Below are 19,744 nucleotides of genomic sequence, written 5' to 3'. Positions count from 1 at the left end.
AAGAGGGCATGACGACACGCAAGGGCATCATCCTCGCCGGCGGCTCCGGTACCCGTCTCTATCCGCTGACTCAGGCCATCAGCAAGCAACTGCTGCCGGTCTATGACAAGCCGATGATCTACTACCCGCTCAGCGTGCTGATGTTGGCGGGTATCCGTGAAGTGCTGGTGATCAATACGCCGCACGAGCAGGCGCTGTTCAAGGCGCTGCTGGGCGACGGGTCCCAGTGGGGCATGGATATCCAGTACGCCGTGCAGCCCAGTCCCGATGGCTTGGCGCAGGCGTATTTGATCGGCCGCGACTTCGTGAATGGCAAGCCTAGTTGCCTGGTGTTGGGAGACAACATTTTTTATGGGCATGGCTTTACCGAGATGCTGCGGCAGGCCGATGCGCGCGACGAGGGTGCGACCGTGTTCGGTTACTGGGTCAACGATCCGGAGCGCTACGGCGTCGCCGAGTTCGACCAGAATGGACGGGTCGTCGGCATCGAGGAGAAGCCGGCCAAGCCGCGCTCCAACTATGCCGTGACGGGACTCTATTTCTATGATGGGCAGGCGAGCGACTATGCTGCTTCGCTGAAGCCCTCGCCGCGCGGCGAGCTTGAGATCACCGATCTCAATCGCTTGTACCTGGATGCGGGCGACCTGCACCTGCAGCCCTTGGGTCGCGGTCATGCCTGGCTGGATACGGGTACGCACCAGTCCCTTCTGGAAGCCTCGAATTTCATCGAGACCATCGAAGCAAGGCAGGGGCTAAGGGTATGTTGTCCGGAGGAAATCGCCTTCGGCAACGGCTGGATCGACGCTGCCCAGGTCGAAAAGCTGGCGGCGCCGCTAGCAAAGAACGGATATGGCCAGTATCTGCTGTCGTTGGCGGCGCGGGGTACCGTACGATGAGGGTCGTCGAAACCAGGCTGCCCGGCTGCGTCGTCGTGGAGCCGGCTGTTTTCGGCGATGAGCGCGGGTTCTTCTTCGAGACGTGGAACGCCGAACGTTTCGGCGCGCATGGACTGCCGACGAAGTTCGTGCAGAGCAACGTGTCCTCCTCATCGCGTGGCGTGTTGCGTGGACTGCACTACCAGTGGCCAAACCCGCAGGGCAAGCTGGTCAGCGTGCTCGAGGGCGAGGTGTACGATGTCGCGGTGGACATCCGGCGGGGTTCGCCGACGTTCGGCCAGTCGGAGGCGGTAATCCTGAGCGCTGAGAACAAGCGCCAGTTCTGGATTCCGGAGGGTTTCGCGCACGGCTTCGCGGTGTTGTCTGAACGTGCGGTGTTCAGTTATCTGTGCACGGCGGTGTACGACAAGGTGGCTGATTCGAGCGTGCGTTGGGACGACCCCGCCATCGGTATCGCATGGCCTGTGAGTGAGCCGCTTCTGTCGGGCAAGGACGAAGCCGCACCGCTGCTGGCCGACATTGCGCCGGAGCGCCTGCCGACGTTCAAGCCATGACCATTTTGTTGCTTGGCGCGAATGGCCAGGTTGGCCATGAACTGAGGCGTAGTCTCGCGCCGTTGGGGCCGATAGTGGCGACGACGCGTTCCGGCGAGCTGCCGGGCGGTGGCCGCTGCGAGGTGGCCGACTTCGATCATCCGTCCTCGCTGACTGGGCTTGTTCAACGCATTGTGCCCGCGGTGGTCGTCAACGCGGCTGCGTACACTGCGGTCGACAAGGCCGAAGACGATGAAGTGGCCGCATTCCGTGCCAACGCGGAAGCGCCGGCCGAGCTGGCGCGTGCGTGCGCAGCGCTTGGCATTCCTTTTGTCCACTACTCGACCGACTATGTCTTCGACGGCCAGGGTGTCCGGCCTTATCGCGAAGACGATGCGACGGCGCCGTTGGGTGTGTACGGGGCCAGCAAGCTTGCCGGCGAGGACGCCGTGCGCGCAGCAGGCGGAGACGCCCTGATCCTGCGGACCGCATGGGTCTACGGTTCGCATGGCCACAACTTCCTGCGCACCATGCTGCGGCTGGGTGCCGAGCGCGACGAACTGCGCGTGGTGGCGGACCAGCAGGGCACACCCACACCGGCCTACCTGATCGCGGACACGACGGCACGGCTTCTGGCCATGCGCGAGCCGGTGCGGGGAACCCTGCACCTGACCGCCGCCGGCGGCACCACCTGGCACGGGTTCGCCAAGGCCATCATCGCCGGGGCCCATGCGCGAGGGTTGTTGGCGCGTGCGCCGCGGGTGTTGCCCATCACGACGGCCGACTTTCCGACGCGGGCGCAACGTCCTGCGTATTCCCGCATGGACATCGCGAAACTCGAGTCCGTGCTGGGCGAGCCGATGCCTGATTGGCAGGCGGGTCTGGATCACGTCCTGGACAAGATGGTGCCGCTATAGCGTCCGCCCGACGAGGCTGTCGCGCCCCGGCGTCTGATTGCGACGCCACGTGCCTCCCGTTATCGTCTGGCGTAATGGGGACGGTATCAAGGGGAAGGAAAATGATCAGGGGAATCCTGGCCGCGCTCGCGGCCTGTCTTGCGTTCGTATCGCTTACCGCATCGGCCCAGGTGGATGTGGATGCCTTCGTTCGCAAGGACCAGTTCGTCGACATCAAACTGTCGCCGAATGGCGAGTACTTCGCCGCTACGGTGCCGCTGGAGGACAGTACTGCCCTCGCGATCACTAGTCGCCAAGGCAACAAGTTGCTGGCTACGTTCGGCATGGGGAAGAACACACACGTCGATGGCTTCTGGTGGGTCAGTCCCGACCGCGTCGTGATCGCGATGGCGGAGAAGTATGGATCGCTCGATGAGCCCATCCCGACGGGTGAGCTATACGCGATCGGAGCGGAAGGTGGCAAGCCGACCATCCTTGTGGGCTATCGAATCGGAACCCAGCAGGTCGGGAGCAACATCCAGCAGAAGAAGGCCGAGCGTGTTTCGGCCTATCTGATCGATTCGTTGTCCGCCGACACCAAGAATGTACTGGTGGCGATATGGCCGTGGGGTGAGGAGCCATACACGCGTGTCGAGCGCATGGATGTTTTTACTGGCAGGCGCGTGCCTGTGGCACGCGCACCGGTGCGTCGCGCGCATTTCACCACGGACAACGCCGGTGCCGTCCGATTCGCACGTGGTCGAGGCATCGACAATATTTCGAAGCTGTACCACCGCAGCGGCGAGGGTGCGGAATGGGTGCTCGTTAATGACGAAGCCACGACCCATCGTGTAGAGGTGCCGCTGGGTTTTGCAGAGGATAACAGGACGGCGTACCTGCAGGTCGAGCAGGCTCAGGGAACCGATATCTTGGTCGCCTACGACACTACAAATGGCGAGCGTCGTGAGGTGTTCCGAAACGTCAACGTCGATCCGGATGGTGTCATTTACGCGAACGGAGTACGCGATTTCCCTGTCGGTCTTTTCCTGTCGGACGGAAGATCGAGCACCACGTTTTTCGATGCCGGCGCGCCGGAGGCAAGACTGTATCGCAGTCTGGAAGGTGCATTTCCTGGCCAAGCCGTGGTGATCACATCCAGCACCGACGACGGCAAGGAAGTGCTGGTGAACGTCAGCTCGGATCGCAATCCGGGTGAGTTCTATCTGTTCGATACACAGGCCAAGAAGGCAGACTTCTTGCTGGCCCGCCGGCAATGGTTTGACCCGGCAAACATGGCCGAGCAGCGCCCCGTCCGCTTGAAGGCGCGCGATGGGGTGGATCTGCATGGATATCTAACGTTGCCACGTGCGGGAGGCAAGGCGCCGATGATCGTGTTGCCGCACGGTGGCCCGTTCGGTGTCAGGGACTACTGGGGGTTTGAGCGTGAAACCCAAATGTTGGCACAGGCAGGCTATACCGTTCTGCAGGTGAATTACCGAGGCTCTGGCGGCTACGGGCGGCGCTTCCGGCAGGCGGGCGCGCGCGAAGCGGGCGGCAAGATGCAGGATGACGTGACGGATGCGACGCGATGGGCGATTGCAGAGGGGCACGCCGATCCTTCGCGCATATGCATCTATGGCGCCAGCTACGGCGCGTACGCTGCGCTGGTCGGGGTGGCGAAGGAGCCTGGGCTGTACAAGTGCGCGGCGGGCTATGTGGGGTTGTACGACCTCCCGATGATGTTCCAGCGGGGGGACGTTCAGGAGACGCGCTCTGGAGAAACCTTCCTGCGCGAGTGGTACGGAGATAAGTCCGCACTGTCGGCGGTGTCGCCCACCAATATGGCGGACCGGATCAAGTCCCCTGTTTTCCTGGCCGCTGGCGGCGAAGACGAGCGCACCCCCGTCGAACATACCGAACTCATGGAGCGCCGACTCAAGGCCGCCGGCGTACCGGTGGAGTCGCTTTACTACAAGACCGAAGGCCACGGCTTTTACAAGCCCGAGCACCAGAAGGAGTACTACACCAGGCTGCTCGCGTTCTTCAGCAAGCACCTCGGCGGCGCAACGGCGAAGTAGATCCGGCGTTGGCAGCAAAGCACGCAACGGCGCCCCTGGGCGCCGTTGTTGTTCAAGCGCGTCGCATCATCCGCTTGAGCAGCGGCGAGACCAGCAGCGCCAGCACGCCGCAGCCCAGGCCGATCCACATCATCAGCCAGAACAGGTCGGCATAGCCGGATGCGGCTTGCGCCAGATCCCACGTCTCGCCTTCCGGAACCTCCAACGCTGCCAGCTTGCCGAACTGTGCCGCCAGCGTTTCCGAGAACGCGGTGGCGAGCAGCCACATGCCCATCATCAGGCCGACCACGCGCGGCACCGACAATTCGGTGACCGCCGCCAGACTGACCGGCGCCAGGCACATCTCGCCGATTTCCAGCAACAGGTAGGCCAGCACCAGCCACCACACACTGGCCATCACCCCCGTTTCGCCGACCTGTTGCGCGGCAAGCGCCAGCGGTACGAACGAGAGACCGCCGAACACGAGGCCCAGTGCACCCTTGAACGGTTTGGACGGGTCGCGCCCATGCCGGCCCAGCGTCGCCCACAGCCAGGCGAAGACCGGCGCCAGCACCACCAGGAACAACGCGCCCAGGTAGGTCAGCGAGCCCGCCGTCTGCGGCAGGACGATCGAATCCCGCAGTACCAGCAACACCATCACGGCGGCCGTCGCCAGGAAGATCGTGCGCGGCAGCCGCGGACTGGCGCCACGCTCGCTCGTGCGCACGGCAACGACGAAGGCGATGGGCATCGCCAGCAGTCCCCACGTCGACCAAGGCGCCGTGCCCATGAACAGGCCCACGTTCGCCGCCAGATTGTCGGACCACACCAGCACACTGGGTACATGCACCAGCGACGGGAACAGGTCCTTGGTCAGCAGCCGGTCGGTGAACATCACCCACGAGCCATAGGTCTGCTCGTACAGGGTGAAGAACACCAGGCACATGACGATCATCGCCATCAGCGCGAGCATCTGCCGCCGCTGCGGCGCGGTGCATTGCGTGGTGATGAACCAGGTGAACCAGCCCAGCACCACCAGCAACACCACCAGCATCAGCACGAGCGCCAATGACAGTTCACCGCCCAGCGCGAACGCGCCGTTGGCCGCCGCCCACATCAGCCACGCCAGCGGCAGCACGCCCGCCAGCGCGCCCAGGTAGATCATCCACTCGCGCGGCACACCAAGCACCGGCGCACGCAGCGCCGGCGTGGACGGGGGCTCGGCATGACCTTGCAGATAGCGCTGGCCCCACAGGAACATCGCCAGTCCCAGCAGCATGCCGATGCCGGCCGCGCCGAAGCCGTACCTCCAGCCCAGCGTTTCGCCAAGGTAACCGCACACCAGCGAGGCCAGTAGGGCGCCCAGATTGATGCCCGCGTAGAACAGGCTGAAGCCACCATCGCGGCGCGGATCGCCCACCGGATACAGACGGCCGACGATGCCGGTGATGTTCGGCTTCAGAAAGCCCACGCCCATGACGATCAGCGCCAGCGACAGGTACATCGTGCGCAGCGCGCCCTCGTCGCGCGTGACCACGCCGCCCTCCGAGACCGCCGCCACGCCTTCCACCGCCATGCCCGCGTGGCCCGCGACCAGCAACAATCCGCCGAACACCACCGCCTTGCGCATGCCCAGCCACCGGTCGGCCAGCAGCCCGCCGATCACCGGGATGCAGTAGACCAGGCCGCCGTAAGCGCCGATCAGGTCATAGCCGGCGCCGTCGGCGAACAGGTGGTACTTGGTCAGGTACAGCAGCAGCAGCGCCTTCATTCCGTAGAAGGAGAAGCGCTCCCACATCTCGGTGAAGAAGCAGACGTAGACACCCTTGGGGTGGCCCAGGAAGTCGTCGCGGCCGGGGATGGCCGGGGGAAGAACGCTCAAGCGCCGCTCCGGGCAGGGAAAAACCGCCGCGAGTATAGCGACCGCCCCGGATGCACCGCTCCGGCTGGACTTGCCGCGCAGCGAAGGCTAGCGTGTCGGCTTTCCGCCTTTCGGGAACACGCAATGACTCCGCCGGGGACCCCGCAACTCACCTTCCGCGCCGTCGTGCTGGCCATCGTGCTGGCCGTCGTGCTGTCGGCCGCCAACGCCTACCTGGGCCTGTTCGCCGGCCTGACCGTGGCCACCGCCATCCCGGCGGCCGTCGTCTCGATGGGCGTGCTGCGCCTGCTGGGCGGCGGCACGATCCTGGAGAACAACATCGTGCAGACCGGCGCCTCCGCCGGCTCGTCGATCGCCGCGGGCGTGATCTTCACCATCCCGGCGCTGATCATCTTGGGCTACTGGCAGGACTTCCAGTATTCGTGGGTGCTGGCCATCGCCGGCTTGGGCGGCCTGCTGGGCGTGCTGTTCTCGGTGCCGTTGCGCCGCTCGATGATCGTCGAAGACCCGCTGCCGTTCCCCGAAGGCAAGGCCGCGGCCGAAGTGCTGAAGGCCGGCGAGAATCCCGGCCCCGGCCTGAAGATCCTGGCCTTCTCCGCCGCCATCGGCGCGGTGCTGAAGATCGCCGCGCACAGCGGCATGCGCCTGATCCCGGACACCGCGGCAGGCGCGGGCTTCTTCGGCAAGTACCTCGGCTACCTGGGTACTAATCTGTCGCCGGCGCTGCTGGGCGTGGGCTACATCGTCGGCCTGAACATCGGCATCGTGGTGCTGTCGGGCAGCATCCTGTCCTGGCATATCGCCATTCCGCTGTACCACATGGCCTTCCTCGGCACCGATCCGGCGCTGGCGCAGAGCATTGCCGGTGCGGGTGCGGAAGACGTGGCCGGTGCCATCTGGTCCGCCAAGATCCGTTACCTGGGCGTGGGCGCCATGCTGATCGGTGGCGTGTGGACGCTGTTCTCGCTGCGCAAGTCGCTGCTGTCGGGTGTGAAGAGCGGCATCGCCGCCGCGCGTGCCGGCTCCGGCGGCGCCGAGGTCGCCGAGACCGACCGCGACCTGCCGATGAAGTGGATGCTGGTGGCGCTGGTCATCTTCGTGCTGCCGCTGCTGCTGCTGTACCAGGCCATCGTCGGCATGTGGCACGTCAGCATTCCGATGGCGATCATCATGATCGTCGCCGGCTTCCTGTTTGTATCGGTATCCGCGTATCTCGCGGGCCTGGTCGGGTCGTCGAACAATCCGGTGTCGGGCATCACCATCGCGACCATCCTGTTCGCCTCGGTGGTGCTGTTGCTACTGCTGGGCGAAAGCGGGCGCATGGCGGTCGGCGCCGGCGGTGCGCCGCTGGGTGCGGTGGCGGCGATCATGATCGGCGCGGTGGTGTGCTGCGCCGCGGCGGTGGGCGGCGACAACCTGCAGGACCTCAAGGCCGGTTACATCGTCGGCGCCACGCCGTGGAAGCAGCAGCTGATGCTGGGCATCGGCGCGTTCTCCTGCGCGCTGATCATGGCGCCGGTGCTGAACATCCTGTCCGAGGCCTACGGCATCGGCGCGCCGACGGCCGAGCATCCCAACCCGCTGTCGGCCCCGCAGGCCACGCTGATGGCGTCGGTCGCCAAGGGCCTGTTCGGTGGCGAGCTGCCGTGGGGCATCATCGGCATCGGTGCGGTGATCGGCGCGATCATCATTGCGATCGACGAGACGTTGAAGTCCAAGGGCAGCAGCTTCCGCGTGCCGGTGCTGGCGGCCGCCATCGGCATCTACCTGCCGCTGGAACTGATGGTGCCGATCTTCCTCGGCGGCCTGCTGGCCTACCTGGTCGAGAAGCGCCACGGCATGGTCGGCACGAAGGACGAGGAAGCCCGTGACCGCCTGCACCGCCCGGGCACGCTGTTCGCCGCCGGCCTGATCACCGGCGAAGCCCTGATGGGCATCGCGGTGGGCGTGGCCATCTACGCGACCAAGGACCGCGATGTCCTGGTGCTGCCGGAGGTCTTCCAGCAGGGCGAGATCGTCGGGCTGGTGGTGCTGGCCATCGTCGGCTGGCTGCTCTACCGCACGGGGGCCAAGTCGAAGGCCCTGGGCGACGTGGAGCCCGGTCCGCGCTGAACCGGCACACGGCGCAAAGGCGTGACCTGACGCCTTTGCGCCGCGGCGCGCTTAGCGCCTACCATCGGGGTTTCCCTGTTGCCGGAGCCCCGGATGAAGCTGAAATCCGCCCTGTTGCCCCTCTGCCTGCTGGCGGCGCTGCCGTCGCTGGCCCACGCACGTGGCCTGGACGTGCGCGACCTGCAGAAGCTGGACCGCGTGTCCTCGCCGGTGCTGTCGCCGGATGGCGGCACGGTCGTGTTCGCCAAGCGCATCGTCGATGCGGACGTGGTCAAGGCCAGCAGCAGCCTGTGGATCCGCAACCTGCGGACCCGCGACATGGCGCCGCCGAAGCGGTTGACCCCGGAAGGCTGGAGCGTCAACTCGCCGGCGTTCTCGCCGGACGGCAGCACGGTCTACTTCCTCAGCGCCAAGTCCGGTACGCAGCAGCTGTATGCGCAGCCGGTCGCCGGCGGCACGCCGCGCCAGCTGACGGACTTCGTGCTGGACGTAGCCAGCTACAAGCTTTCGCCGGACGGCACCCGCGTGCTGTTCAGCACCGATACCTTCGCCGACTGCAAGGCCGACTTCGCCTGTACGAAGAAGAAGCTTGACGACACCGCGGCGAAGAAGAGCACCGGCGTGATCTACGACGGCCTGTTCGTGCGCCACTGGGACACCTGGGCCGATGGCCGTCGCAGCCGCCTGTTCGTGGCCGCGCTGCCGACCGGCAAGGACAAGCCGGTCGCCACGGCGACGTCGCTGACGGACACGATTGACGGTGATGCGCCGTCCAAGCCGTTCGGCGGCGCGGACGAATACACGTGGTCGCCGGATGGCGGTGCGGTCGTCGCTGCGATCCGCGTGGCGGGCAAGGGCGAGGCGTGGTCGACCAACTTCGATCTCTACAGGATCCCGGCGGATGGCAGCAGTGCGCCGGTCAACCTGACGGCCGCCAATCCGGCCTGGGACACCGGGCCGGTGTTCAGCGCCGACGGCAAGACCCTGTTCTACCGCGCGATGAAGCGTCCGGGTTTTGAGGCGGATCGCCTGGGTTTGATGGCGATGGATCTCGACAACGGGCGAGTGCGCGAGATCGCGCCCAACTGGGATCGCAGTGCGGATGGCATCGTGCTGTCGGAGGACGGCGAAAGGATTTACACCACCGCTCAGGAGTTGGGCGAGCACCCGTTGTTTTCCGTCGACATCCAGAGTGGCGAGACACGGAAGCTGGTCGGAGACGGCAGCGTTTCGGCGTTCGATGTGGTGGGGCGGACGATGGTGCTGTCACGCAACTCGTTGAAGTCCGGCGATGTGATCTATGCCACCAGCGACGATGTCGGCGCCACGCTGCGCGCCATCACGCCCAGCGCCGGCGAAGTGCTGCAGGACGTGTCGTTCGGCGATTTCGAACAGTTCACTTTCAAAGGCTGGAACAACGAGACCGTGCACGGTTACGTGGTCAAGCCGCACGACTACGTGGAAGGACAGAAGTATCCGGTCGCGTTCCTGATCCACGGCGGTCCGCAGGGTAGCTTCGGCAACGGCTGGAGCTATCGCTGGAATCCGCAGACCTACGCCGGCCAGGGCTACGCGGTGGTGATGATCGACTTCCACGGGTCCACCGGCTACGGCCAGGCGTTCACCGATGCCATCAGCCAGCACTGGGGCGACCGTCCGCTGGAAGACCTGCAGAAGGGCTGGGCGGCGGCGCAGCAGAAGTACACGTTCCTCGACGGCGACAAGGCCTGCGCGCTGGGCGCCAGCTATGGCGGCTACATGGTCAACTGGATCGCCGGCAACTGGAACGAGCCGTGGAAGTGCCTGGTCAACCACGACGGCGTGTTCGACACGCGCTCGATGGGCTATGTGACCGAAGAGCTGTGGTTCACCGAATGGGAGAACGGTGGCACGCCGTTCGACAAGCCGCAGAACTACGAGAAGTTCAATCCGGTCAACCACGTCGCCAACTGGCGCGTGCCGATGCTGGTGGTGCAGGGCGAGAAGGACTACCGCGTGCCGGTCGACCAGGGCCTGTCCACGTTCACCGCGCTGCAGCGCAAGGGCATCGAATCCAAGCTGCTGTACTTCCCGGACGAGAACCACTGGGTGCTGAAACCGCAGAACAGCATCCTGTGGCACGACACCGTCAATGCGTGGCTGAAGCAGCACATCGGCCGCTGACGTTTGCATCGAAGGGCCGGTTACGCCGGCCCTTTTACTTGATCTGAAGGAGTACGCCGCCGATGGCGATCGAAGCCACCGAACCTTCCACTGCGCTGATCCAGAACGACATTGTCCTGTTCGGCCTCATCGCCGCCACGCTTGGCGTCGTGTTCTGGACATCGTCGCGCGAGACGGGCTTCTTCAAGAAGTTCTATACCTACGTGCCGGCGCTGTTGCTGTGCTATTTCATCCCGGGTATCTACAACAGCGTGGGTCTGATCGACGGCAATGCGAGCAAGCTGTACAACCCGGTCGCCAGCCGGGTGCTGCTGCCCGCCGCGTTGGTGCTGCTGACCCTGACCATCGACCTCAAGGGCGTACTGAAGCTCGGCCCGAAACTGCTGGCGATGTACGCTGGCGCCTCGATCAGCGTGATGCTGGGCGCGTGGGTGGCGTTCTGGCTGATGGGCATCATCCATCCGGAGACCGTGGCGGGTGACACCTGGGGCGGCATGGCCGCACTGGCGGGCAGCTGGATCGGCGGCGGCGCCAACATGCTGGCGATGAAGGAGGTTTTCGCGGTCGACGAGACCACGTTCGGCCAGTTCGTCGTCGTCGATGTCAGCGTGGGTTACCTGTGGATGGCGGTCCTCATCTTCCTGGCCAACCGCGCGCAGGCGATCGATGCGCGCACGGGTGCGGATACGCGCGCGATCGAAGAACTCAAGGAGCGTCTCGCCAGCTATCAGAAGCAACACGAGCGCGTGACCACGCTGCCCGACCTGATGGTCATCCTGGGTATCGCCTTCGGTACCGTGGGTCTGTCGCATGCCATCGCCGGACCCGCGTCGTCGTGGTTTGCACAGAACGTGTCGTGGGCGAAGCAGGTCAGCCTGCACGAGCCCTTCGTGTGGGTCGTGGTGCTGTCGACGTTCGTGGGTCTTGGCCTGAGCCTGACCCGTGCACGCACGCTGGATGGCGCGGGCGCGTCGAAGATCGGCGCGCTGTTCCTCTACATCCTTATCGCGTGCATTGGCATGCAGATGGACATCGGCTCGCTGGCTGACAAACCCTGGCTGCTGGCGCTGGGGCTGATCTGGATCCTCGTCCACATCGTGCTGCTGTTGCTGCTGGCCAGACTGCTGCGCGTACCGTTCTTCTACTTCGCGATGGGCTCGCAGAGCAACATCGGCGGCCCGGCGTCGGCACCGGTAGTGGCGACGGTCTTCCATCCGTCGCTGGCGCCGGTGGGTGCATTGCTGGGTGCGCTGGGGTACGCGACGGGTACGGTCGCCGCCTACGTGGTCGGCGTGGTATTGCGCGGGATGGCAGGGCAAGGTTGAGCCATCGCCATGCTGCTGTAGGAGCGACGTGAGTCGCGACGTTGAAGTTTCCGGTCGCGACGGACGTCGCTCCCACAAAAGAGCCAAAGAAAAGGGCGAAGCCGATGGCTTTGCCCTTTTTCCGTTACCCATTCCCTATCCGCTCAGCAGCAGCGGAACCCGCTCCTGCCGCCGAAGCGTGCTTCCTGCCGCTCGCGGAAGAAGGTCTTATAGTCCATCGGTTCGCGGTCGGGATGCTTCTCCAGCACATGCCGGACGTAGTTGTCATAGTCCGGCACGCCGCAGCACAGCCGCGCCGTCTGCACCAGCCTCCGCCACACACGCTTGTGAGCGGCGAAGTGCGAGAGTGGGACGAGGTCGGTACCCATGGCCTTACAGCCAGACCTTCTGCTGTTCCTCGCTCAACGCCACGTACGGCGTCTCGCGATCCGTGCGCGCGCTGTTTGCGCGTGCCTTGGCGATCGCACGCACGGCGTAGAACAGCACACTGAACACCACGAACAGGAACAGCACGGTCAGCGCGGTGTTGACGTAACTGTTCACCACCACCTGGTGCATCTGGCCCATGCTCTTGGCGGCGCCGAGCAGCTGGCCGTCGGCGATGGCGGCCTGGTACTTCTTCGCCTGCGCCACGAAGCCGACCGCCGGGTTGCCGTCGAAGATCTTGATCAGACCGGCGTAGGTGGTGCAGATGAGCAGCCACACGGCCGGCACGATGGTGACCCACGCATAGCGGTCGCGCTTCATCTTGAACAGCACCACCGTGCACAACATCAGCGCAATGCCGGCCAGCATCTGGTTGGCGATACCGAACAGCGGCCACAGCGTGTTGATGCCACCCAGCGGATCCACCACTCCCTGGTACAGGAAGTAGCCCCACAGTGCGACGCAGCCGGCAGTGCCGATGACGTTCGCACCCCAGGAGTCGGTCTTGCGCAGCGGCGGGATGAAGTTGCCCAGCAGGTCCTGCAGCATGAAGCGGCCGGCGCGCGTGCCCGCATCCACGGCGGTCAGGATGAAGAGTGCCTCGAACAGGATGGCGAAGTGGTACCAGAACGCCATCATCGCGTCGCCGCCGGGCAGGGCGTCGTGCAGGATCACCGCGATGCCGACCGCCAGTGTCGGTGCGCCACCGGCGCGCGAGATGATGCTGTGCTCGCCGATCTGCTGCGCCTTCAGTTCGAGCGCCTCCGGCGTGATCACGAAGCCCATGTTGCTGACCGCCGCCGCCGCGCTCTGCACGTCGGTACCGAGTACCGCGGCCGGGCTGTTCATCGCGAAGTAGATGCCCGGGTCCAGGATCGACGCGGCCACCAGCGCCATGATCGCCACGAACGACTCCATCAGCATGCCGCCGTAACCGATGTAGCGGATGTGCGTCTCGTTGGCCAGCAGCTTGGGCGTGGTGCCCGAGCTGATCAGCGCATGGAAGCCCGAGACCGCGCCGCAGGCGATGGTGATGAACAGGAACGGGAACAGCCCGCCCTTCCAGACCGGGCCGTCGCCGCTCGCGGCGAACTCGGTGAACGCCGGCATCTTCAGCGAGGTCACTTCCGGGCTGGCGATGACGATGCCGATCGCCAGCGCGACGATCACACCGATCTTGAGGAAGGTGGACAGGTAGTCGCGCGGCGCCAGCAGCAGCCACACCGGCAGCACCGCCGCGACGAAGCCGTAGCCGATCAGCATCCAGGTGATCTGGGTGCCGGTGAAGGTGAAGGCCGGACCCCAGGTGGGATGCGCACCGACCTTGCCGCCGAACCAGATCGCCAGCAGCAGCAGGATGATGCCGACCACCGAGATCTCGCCGATCTTGCCGGGGCGGATGTAGCGCATGTAGACGCCCATCAGGATGGCGATGGGCATCGTGGCGATCACGGTGAACATGCCCCACGGACTTTCCGCCAGCGCCTTCACCACGATCATCGCCAGCACCGCCAGGATGATGATCATGATCAGGAACGCGCCGAACAACGCGATGGTGCCGGCCACCTGGCCCATTTCCTCGCGGACCAGGTCACCCAGCGAACGGCCATTGCGGCGGCTGGAGATGAACAGGACCATGAAGTCCTGCACCGCGCCCGCCAGCACCACGCCCACGATCAGCCACAGCATGCCGGGCAGGTAGCCCATCTGCGCGGCGAGCACGGGCCCGACCAGCGGACCGGCACCGGCGATGGCGGCGAAGTGGTGGCCGAACAGCACGTGCTTGTTGGTGGGCACGTAGTCCAGGCCGTCGTTGTTGATGTGCGCCGGCGTGGCCCGGGTGGGGTCCAGCCCCATCACGTTCTTCGCGATATACAGGCTGTAGTAGCGGTAGGCGACCAGGTAGATGGACACCGCCGCCACGACGATCCACAACGCACTGATCTGTTCGCCCTGGCGCAACGCCACCACGCCCAGGCATACCGCGCCGAGCAGCGCGAGCGCCGCCCAGCCGATCTTGGAAAAACCGTTCATTCGGGAACCCTCCGGCAAGTCTGGACAAGGGTCACCCCATGCAGGAGGCGGGTCAATCCGTAACGCCGGATTCGGCCTTCGACTTTGGTCGCAGTCCGGCGGCGTACTGGCTTACAGCCACCTCGAGCGCTTGAACAGCCGGTACAGGCCGAAGCAGGCCAAGGCTACGCCGGCGATCAGCACGGGATAGGCGAAGCGTCCGTCGAGTTCCGGCATGTGCTTGAAGTTCATGCCGTACCAACTGGTGATGAGGGTGGGCGCGGCGAGCAGGGCGGCCCAGGCGCCCAGGCGCTTGACGATCTCGCCCTGCGCCAGCGTCACCAGCGACAGGTTCACGCTGAGCGCCGTGGTCAGCATCTCGCGCAGGGTGTCGGTGTATTCGTTGACGCGCAGCACGTGGTCCTGCACGTCGCGGAAGTACAGCCGCACTTCCTCGGGAATCAGCACGCTCTGCGAGCGCGTCAGCTGCGCCAGCACGTCCTGCAGCGGCGCCACGGCGAGCCGCATCTGGGTCAGCTCGCGCTTCAGTTCGTACAGCTTCACCACCGTCACCCGCCGGTAGGTGTCGGCGAAGATGTCCTTCTCCAGCGCGTCCAGCGTCTGCTTGTACTGGTCGATGATGGGCCGGTAGTTGTCCACGACATAGTCCAGCACCGCGTACAGGCCGTACGACGGGCCGAGCGCCAGCAGCTCGGCTTCGCGCTGCACGCGTTCGCGCACCGGCGCGTAAGACAGCGAGGCGCCATGGCGCACCGTCACCAGGTAGCGTGGGCCGAGGAAGGCGTGCGTTTCGCCGAAGCGGATGCGGTCGTCCACCACCTGCGCCGTGTGCACGGCCACGAACAGCGAGTTGCCGTAGGCCTCCAGTTTCGGGCGTTGATGCGCGTTCTGCGCATCCTCGACGGCGAGGTCGTGCAGGCAGAATTCCTCCTGCAGCTTCTCCAGGATCGAGTCCGCCGGCTCGTACAGGCCCACCCAGATGAAGCTGCCGTCGTCGACGGCGAGGACATCGCTGATCTCGTCCAGGCCGATGTCGCGCCGCTTGCCGCCCTGGTCGTAGACCACGCAGTTGATGACGCACTGGGGCAGGGCGGGTTTGCTATCGATGGCGGCAAGGTCATTCATGGCGTGGATCGTGCGCCAGAAGACCCGGATCCGACAAGTCGGATGCAGGTGTGGGAGCGACGTCAGTCGCGATGGGCCGCCTTGGACCCGTCACCATCTGTTCGCGACTTACGTCGCTCCCACAACCTGGTTCATGTCACTGCGCGACGAAGCGGATCGCCTGGCCACCGCCCGGCGCCAGCTTCAGCGTCAGCGTGTCGCCGCGGCTCACCGCGCGTTCCTCGATCACGATGTCCTGCGGCGCGGTCTTCCAGTTGGCCTTGTCGCCGTCGCGGTAGATCTGCGCGGTGTAGCGGCGGCCTTCGTCGAGGAACGACAGCGGCACCTCCAGCGTGCGGCCGTCCTCGTCGGTCAGCGCGCCTAGATACCAGTTGGCGCCGCCGCGCTCCTTGCGCGCGATGGTCACGTAGTCGCCGACCTCGCCGTTCAGCACGCGGGTGTCGTCCCAGTCCACCGGCACGTCCTTGATGAACTGGAACGGCGCGGGGTTCTTCTCGTAGTTCTCCAGCAGGTCCGCCGCCATCTGCAGCGGGCTGTAGATCACCACGTACAGCGACAACTGCTTGGCCCAGGTGGTGGCGATGCCGTCGGTGGAACGCGTCTTCATGCCGAAGATGCCGGGCGTGTAGTCCATCGGGCCGGCCAGCAGGCGGGTGAACACCAGGTTGGCTTCGTGCTCCGGCGGATTGCCGGGCTGGCCCCAGGCGCTGAACTCCATGCCGCGTGCGCCCTCGCGGGTGATCCAGTTCGGATAGGTGCGGCGCAGGCCGCTGTCCTTGATCGGCTCGTGCGGATTGACCGAGATGCGGCGCTTGGCCGCTTCCGTCACCACCTTCAGATGATGGCGCGCCATGTCCTGGCCTTCGTGCCAGGCGTAGTGACGCTTGCCGTCGGTGCCGGTGACCTTGGCCTGGCTGGCATCGGCCACGTAGCCGGTCTTCACGGCCGGCACGCCGACGCGCTGGTAGAGGTCGAAGGCATCGCCCAGCTGCGTCTCGTAGTGCGCGGCGTTGCCCGAGGTCTCGTGATGGCCGATCAGCACGACACCCTTCGATTTCGCATAGGCCGCCAGCGCGGGCAGATCGAAATCCGGATACGACGTCGTGAAGCTGAAATCCTCGCCATTGCCGAACCAGTCGCCGTCCCAGCCGACGTTCCAGCCTTCGACCAGCACGCCGCCGAAGCCGTGCTTGGCGGCGAAGTCGATGTGCTTGCGCACGTTCTCGTTGGTGGCGCCGTGCTTGGGACCGGACGCCCAGGTTTTCAGCTCCAGGTGCATCTCCCACCACACGCCGACGTACTTCATCGGCTTCACCCAGGACACGTCGCCGAGTGCGTTGGGCTCGTTGAGGTTCAGCGTCAGGCTCGACATCGCCAGCCCGGCCGCATCGTCGCTCAGCAGCAGCGTGCGCCACGGTGTGTCGAACGGCGCGGCGCGGACCACCTTGCCTTCACCGATGCCCGGCGTCAGATCGGCCTTCAGCTTGCGGTCTTCCACCCGGGTCAGGTTCATGCCGCTGTAGTCGACCAGCGCGGCCTCGTGGATCGACAGATGGGTGCCGTCGTCGAACTTGAAGGTGATCGGCGTCTGCGCGTCGCCGACCTGCTGCACCGGCGTGCGGTGGTAGAGGTATTCCTCGCGGTTCCATTCGCCGGCGGGAATCCACCACGCGGTGGCGTCACGCGCCAGCGAGAACTCGGTCAGCTCTTCGCTGATCTTCACCTGCTCCAGGCCGGCCTGCTGCGGGAAGCGGTAGCGGAATCCGACGCCGTCGTCGAACACACGGAACACCACGTCGAAGCGGCGGAAAGGCTTGGCCTTCTCCTTCAGCGTGACGGTCAGCTCGTTGTAGTGGTTACGGATGAAGCGGCGCTCGCCCCAGGGCTGTTCCCAGGTTTCATCGAAGCTGCGCGTGCGTGGCTGCACGATCTCGAGGTTGCGCTCGAACTTGGGCGCGTCCAGTAGCAGGAAGCCGAGCCGCGACGGTGTGATGACCGGCTGGCCCTTGCGCGAGACCGCGTAGGCGGGTCGGCCGTCGTTGTCGGTGGACAGTTCCACCACGATGGTGCCATCGGGCGATGCGATGCGTGGTCCCGGAGCGGCATGCGCGAGGTCCGTGCCGACAGTGAGCAGGACGATGAGCGTGAAGAGATGACGGAGCATGCGACCCTCGCGGTGAGCAGAGGGCCGCATCGTGCGTGGCGGGGCTCAGCGCGACAAGCGTCGCGGCATGAATACGTATGCAAGCGCGAGGTGCACCGGCAGCAGCAACGCGATCCATGTCTGGTTGTATTGCAGGCGCAACGGCAGCCAGTGCAGGAACCAGGCGAGCAGGGCACCGCCCGCGACCGCAGCGATCAGCCATCCGAACCAGACCGGCGGCGTGCGGCGGCGCAGCACGGAAATTGCGCCGGGTATCAGCAGCACGCAGAGCGGATTCAGCAGCAGCAGGTTGCGATTCGCCCAGGCCGCCCAGTGCTCGGTGAAGCCCCACAGGTAGACCAGCACGCCACCGGCGACGAAGCACAGCAGCCAGAACGGCAACGCCGCGGCGGCGATCGCGCGCGGCCAGCGACGGCCGGCGAAACCGATCAGCAACGCCGCCACGGCGCCGGCACCGAGCCAGGGCAGCCATCGACGCGGCGTTTCCGCCGGTTCGGCGGCAATGCGGTGCGTCAGCAGCTGCATCTCCGACTGCACCAGCGGGCGACCCGCGGCGTTCTTCGCCTCGCGCAGGCTGTCGGCCAGCCGCATCGGCACGTACGCTTCTTCCCAGCGCGACATCGGCTTGTCGGCATTCGGGCCTAGGCCGAGGTCGAACCCCAGCCACATCCAGGTCGCCGGCGAGGCCAGCCGCACGGCCTCGCTGCGGAACGTGTTGCCGCGCGAACGGCCCGCGAGCTGCGACTTCAGTCGGCCGCCGAGTGCGGCATCCAGCGCGTCGCGTACTTGGGTGGAGCAGTTGGAGGTGAAATAGTCGTAGCGGTAGCGTGCGTTCTCCGGCTTCGCCCGCTCGGCCAGCGCATCGGCCAGCGCCTGCGCCTGCGCCGGCGCCAGGTCCAGCCATTGCAGGGACACGCCGCGGCCGCTGTCTCGGTACTGCATCAGGTCCTGCTCGAACGGCAGCGCGACCAGGTAATACATCATGTGGCCGCGGGCGAAGTTGCCGACGAAATCGGCTTCGCCCGGATCGAAGAAGCCGAAGTTGTACGAGATGGCATCGCCCGAGGCGGGATCGACCACGACGATCGCGTTGTGGCCGAAGCGCTCGAAGAACACCTCGCCCGGCGCCATCGTCGCCACGCCGATCCGCGGCGCCGCCCACGCGCTGGCCGCCAGCAGCCACAACGCGCCCAGCAGCGCCAGGCGCGCGGCCACGTTACGCATCGGCCAGCACCCCGACATGGAAGGCGTGCACGCGGCGCGCATCGGCGCGCGCGACGCGGAACATGAAACGTCCCAGCGTCAGTTCCTCGCCGGTCTCCGGCAGGTGGCCGATGGCCGCGGTGATCAGCCCGCCGACGGTGTCGTATTCGTCGTCCAAGAAGTCGGCGCCGAAGCGCTCGTTGAAGTCGGCGATGGGCGTCAGCGCATCCACCACGAACTGCCCGTCGGCCTGCGCCGCGATCAGCGCGGCGCCGTCTTCGGCTTCGTCGTGCTCGTCGTCGATCTCGCCGACGATCTGTTCCAGCACGTCCTCGATGGTGACCAGGCCGGCCACGCCGCCGTATTCGTCCACCACGATCGCCATGTGGTTGCGCGACAGGCGGAATTCCTTCAGCAGCAGGTTGAGCTTCTTCGATTCGGGGATCAGCACCGCCGGCCGCAGCAGCTCGCGCACGCTGCCGGGGCCGTTGTCGGCCACCACGCCGCGCAGCAGATCCTTCGCCAGCAGGATGCCGAGGATCTCGTCCTTGTCCTCACCGTGCACCGGGAAGCGGGAGTGGCCCGACTCGACGACGTCCTTCATCAGGTCGAGGAAGCGCGCTTCCACCGGCAGCGACACCATCTGCGCGCGCGGCACCATGACATCGCCCACGGTCAGGTCGGCGACCGCAATGGCGCCTTCCATCATCTTGAGGGTGTCGCCGGCAATCAGGCCGTCGGACTGCGCGTCGCGCAGGATGGCCACCAGGTCGTCGCGTGTGCTGGGTTCGCCGGAGAACGCCGAACTGAGGCGGTCCAGCCAGGTGCGCCGTTTCTCCGACGGTTTGTCGGAGCCTTCCGGCGCGAGGGTACTGTCGTCTTCGGACATCTCGGGAGCGTGGTCGCCCGTACCGGGCGGTGTGTTCAG

14 protein-coding genes are annotated in these 19,744 nt (G+C 65.8%); 7 read left to right on the top strand and 7 right to left on the bottom strand.

Annotation, left to right across the window (positions count from 1 at the left end; all coding sequences use genetic code 11):
• The first annotated feature begins 8 nt into the window (after positions 1–8).
• The 4 genes from rfbA (at position 9) to ASD77_RS01280 (ending at position 4,403) form a co-directional block, all read left to right on the top strand.
• Positions 9–896, top strand: coding sequence for a glucose-1-phosphate thymidylyltransferase RfbA (rfbA, locus tag ASD77_RS01295; protein ID WP_055936208.1), 888 nt, complete (start codon positions 9–11; stop codon positions 894–896).
• Positions 893–1,450 carry a dTDP-4-dehydrorhamnose 3,5-epimerase gene (gene rfbC, locus ASD77_RS01290; protein WP_055936205.1) on the top strand — a complete coding sequence of 186 codons (558 nt, stop codon included), beginning with the start codon at positions 893–895 and terminating at the stop codon, positions 1,448–1,450. The genes rfbA and rfbC overlap by 4 nt, the downstream gene beginning before the upstream one ends.
• Positions 1,447–2,346, top strand: a complete 900-nt coding sequence (gene rfbD / locus ASD77_RS01285) for a dTDP-4-dehydrorhamnose reductase (RefSeq protein ID WP_055936203.1) — start codon at positions 1,447–1,449, stop codon at positions 2,344–2,346. Before rfbC ends, rfbD begins: the two co-directional genes overlap by 4 nt.
• Before the next feature lie 101 nt (positions 2,347–2,447).
• Positions 2,448–4,403, top strand: a complete 1,956-nt coding sequence (locus tag ASD77_RS01280) for a S9 family peptidase (protein ID WP_082563061.1) — start codon at positions 2,448–2,450, stop codon at positions 4,401–4,403.
• Positions 4,404–4,455: 52 nt separating this feature from the next.
• Here ASD77_RS01280 and ASD77_RS01275 read toward each other — a convergent pair whose 3' ends face one another.
• Positions 4,456–6,264 carry an oligopeptide:H+ symporter gene (locus ASD77_RS01275; protein ID WP_235578445.1) on the bottom strand — a complete coding sequence of 603 codons (1,809 nt, stop codon included), beginning with the start codon at positions 6,262–6,264 and terminating at the stop codon, positions 4,456–4,458.
• Between the two features lie 123 nt (positions 6,265–6,387).
• Between ASD77_RS01275 and ASD77_RS01270 the strand changes: the two genes are divergently transcribed.
• The 3 genes from ASD77_RS01270 to ASD77_RS01260 all read left to right on the top strand — a co-directional run bounded on the left by ASD77_RS01270 (position 6,388) and on the right by ASD77_RS01260 (position 11,864).
• On the top strand, positions 6,388–8,376 hold the full coding sequence (locus tag ASD77_RS01270; RefSeq protein ID WP_055936200.1) for an oligopeptide transporter, OPT family: 1,989 nt from the start codon (positions 6,388–6,390) through the stop codon (positions 8,374–8,376).
• Between the two features lie 93 nt (positions 8,377–8,469).
• Positions 8,470–10,539, top strand: coding sequence for a S9 family peptidase (locus tag ASD77_RS01265; RefSeq protein WP_055936196.1), 2,070 nt, complete (start codon positions 8,470–8,472; stop codon positions 10,537–10,539).
• Positions 10,540–10,601: 62 nt separating this feature from the next.
• Complete coding sequence (locus ASD77_RS01260; protein WP_055936193.1) at positions 10,602–11,864, top strand: DUF819 family protein; 1,263 nt, start codon at positions 10,602–10,604, stop codon at positions 11,862–11,864.
• A gap of 143 nt (positions 11,865–12,007) precedes the next feature.
• Here ASD77_RS01260 and ASD77_RS01255 read toward each other — a convergent pair whose 3' ends face one another.
• From ASD77_RS01255 to ASD77_RS01230, 6 genes are all read right to left on the bottom strand, one after another.
• Complete coding sequence (locus tag ASD77_RS01255; protein WP_055936189.1) at positions 12,008–12,232, bottom strand: CstA-like transporter-associated (seleno)protein; 225 nt, start codon at positions 12,230–12,232, stop codon at positions 12,008–12,010.
• A gap of 4 nt (positions 12,233–12,236) precedes the next feature.
• A complete protein-coding gene (locus ASD77_RS01250) occupies positions 12,237–14,324 on the bottom strand; it encodes a carbon starvation CstA family protein (protein ID WP_055936188.1) in 2,088 nt (695 codons plus the stop codon).
• Between the two features lie 111 nt (positions 14,325–14,435).
• Positions 14,436–15,449, bottom strand: a complete 1,014-nt coding sequence (gene corA, locus ASD77_RS01245) for a magnesium/cobalt transporter CorA (protein WP_055936185.1) — start codon at positions 15,447–15,449, stop codon at positions 14,436–14,438.
• 136 nt (positions 15,450–15,585) lie between these two features.
• On the bottom strand, positions 15,586–17,613 hold the full coding sequence (locus ASD77_RS01240; RefSeq protein ID WP_055936182.1) for a glycoside hydrolase family 97 protein: 2,028 nt from the start codon (positions 17,611–17,613) through the stop codon (positions 15,586–15,588).
• Positions 17,614–17,658: 45 nt separating this feature from the next.
• Entirely contained in the window at positions 17,659–18,837 is a 1,179-nt protein-coding gene (locus ASD77_RS01235; protein ID WP_055936179.1) for a DUF4105 domain-containing protein, read from the bottom strand.
• Positions 18,830–19,705 carry a transporter associated domain-containing protein gene (locus tag ASD77_RS01230; protein ID WP_055936176.1) on the bottom strand — a complete coding sequence of 292 codons (876 nt, stop codon included), beginning with the start codon at positions 19,703–19,705 and terminating at the stop codon, positions 18,830–18,832. The genes ASD77_RS01235 and ASD77_RS01230 overlap by 8 nt, the downstream gene beginning before the upstream one ends.
• Between the last annotated feature and the right edge of the window lie 39 nt (positions 19,706–19,744).

It is taken from the genome of Pseudoxanthomonas sp. Root65, from assembly GCF_001427635.1.
Lineage (GTDB): Bacteria > Pseudomonadota > Gammaproteobacteria > Xanthomonadales > Xanthomonadaceae > Pseudoxanthomonas_A.
The sequence above is the reverse complement of the archived record's forward strand: the minus strand, read 5'-3'. Positions and strand labels throughout refer to the sequence as shown.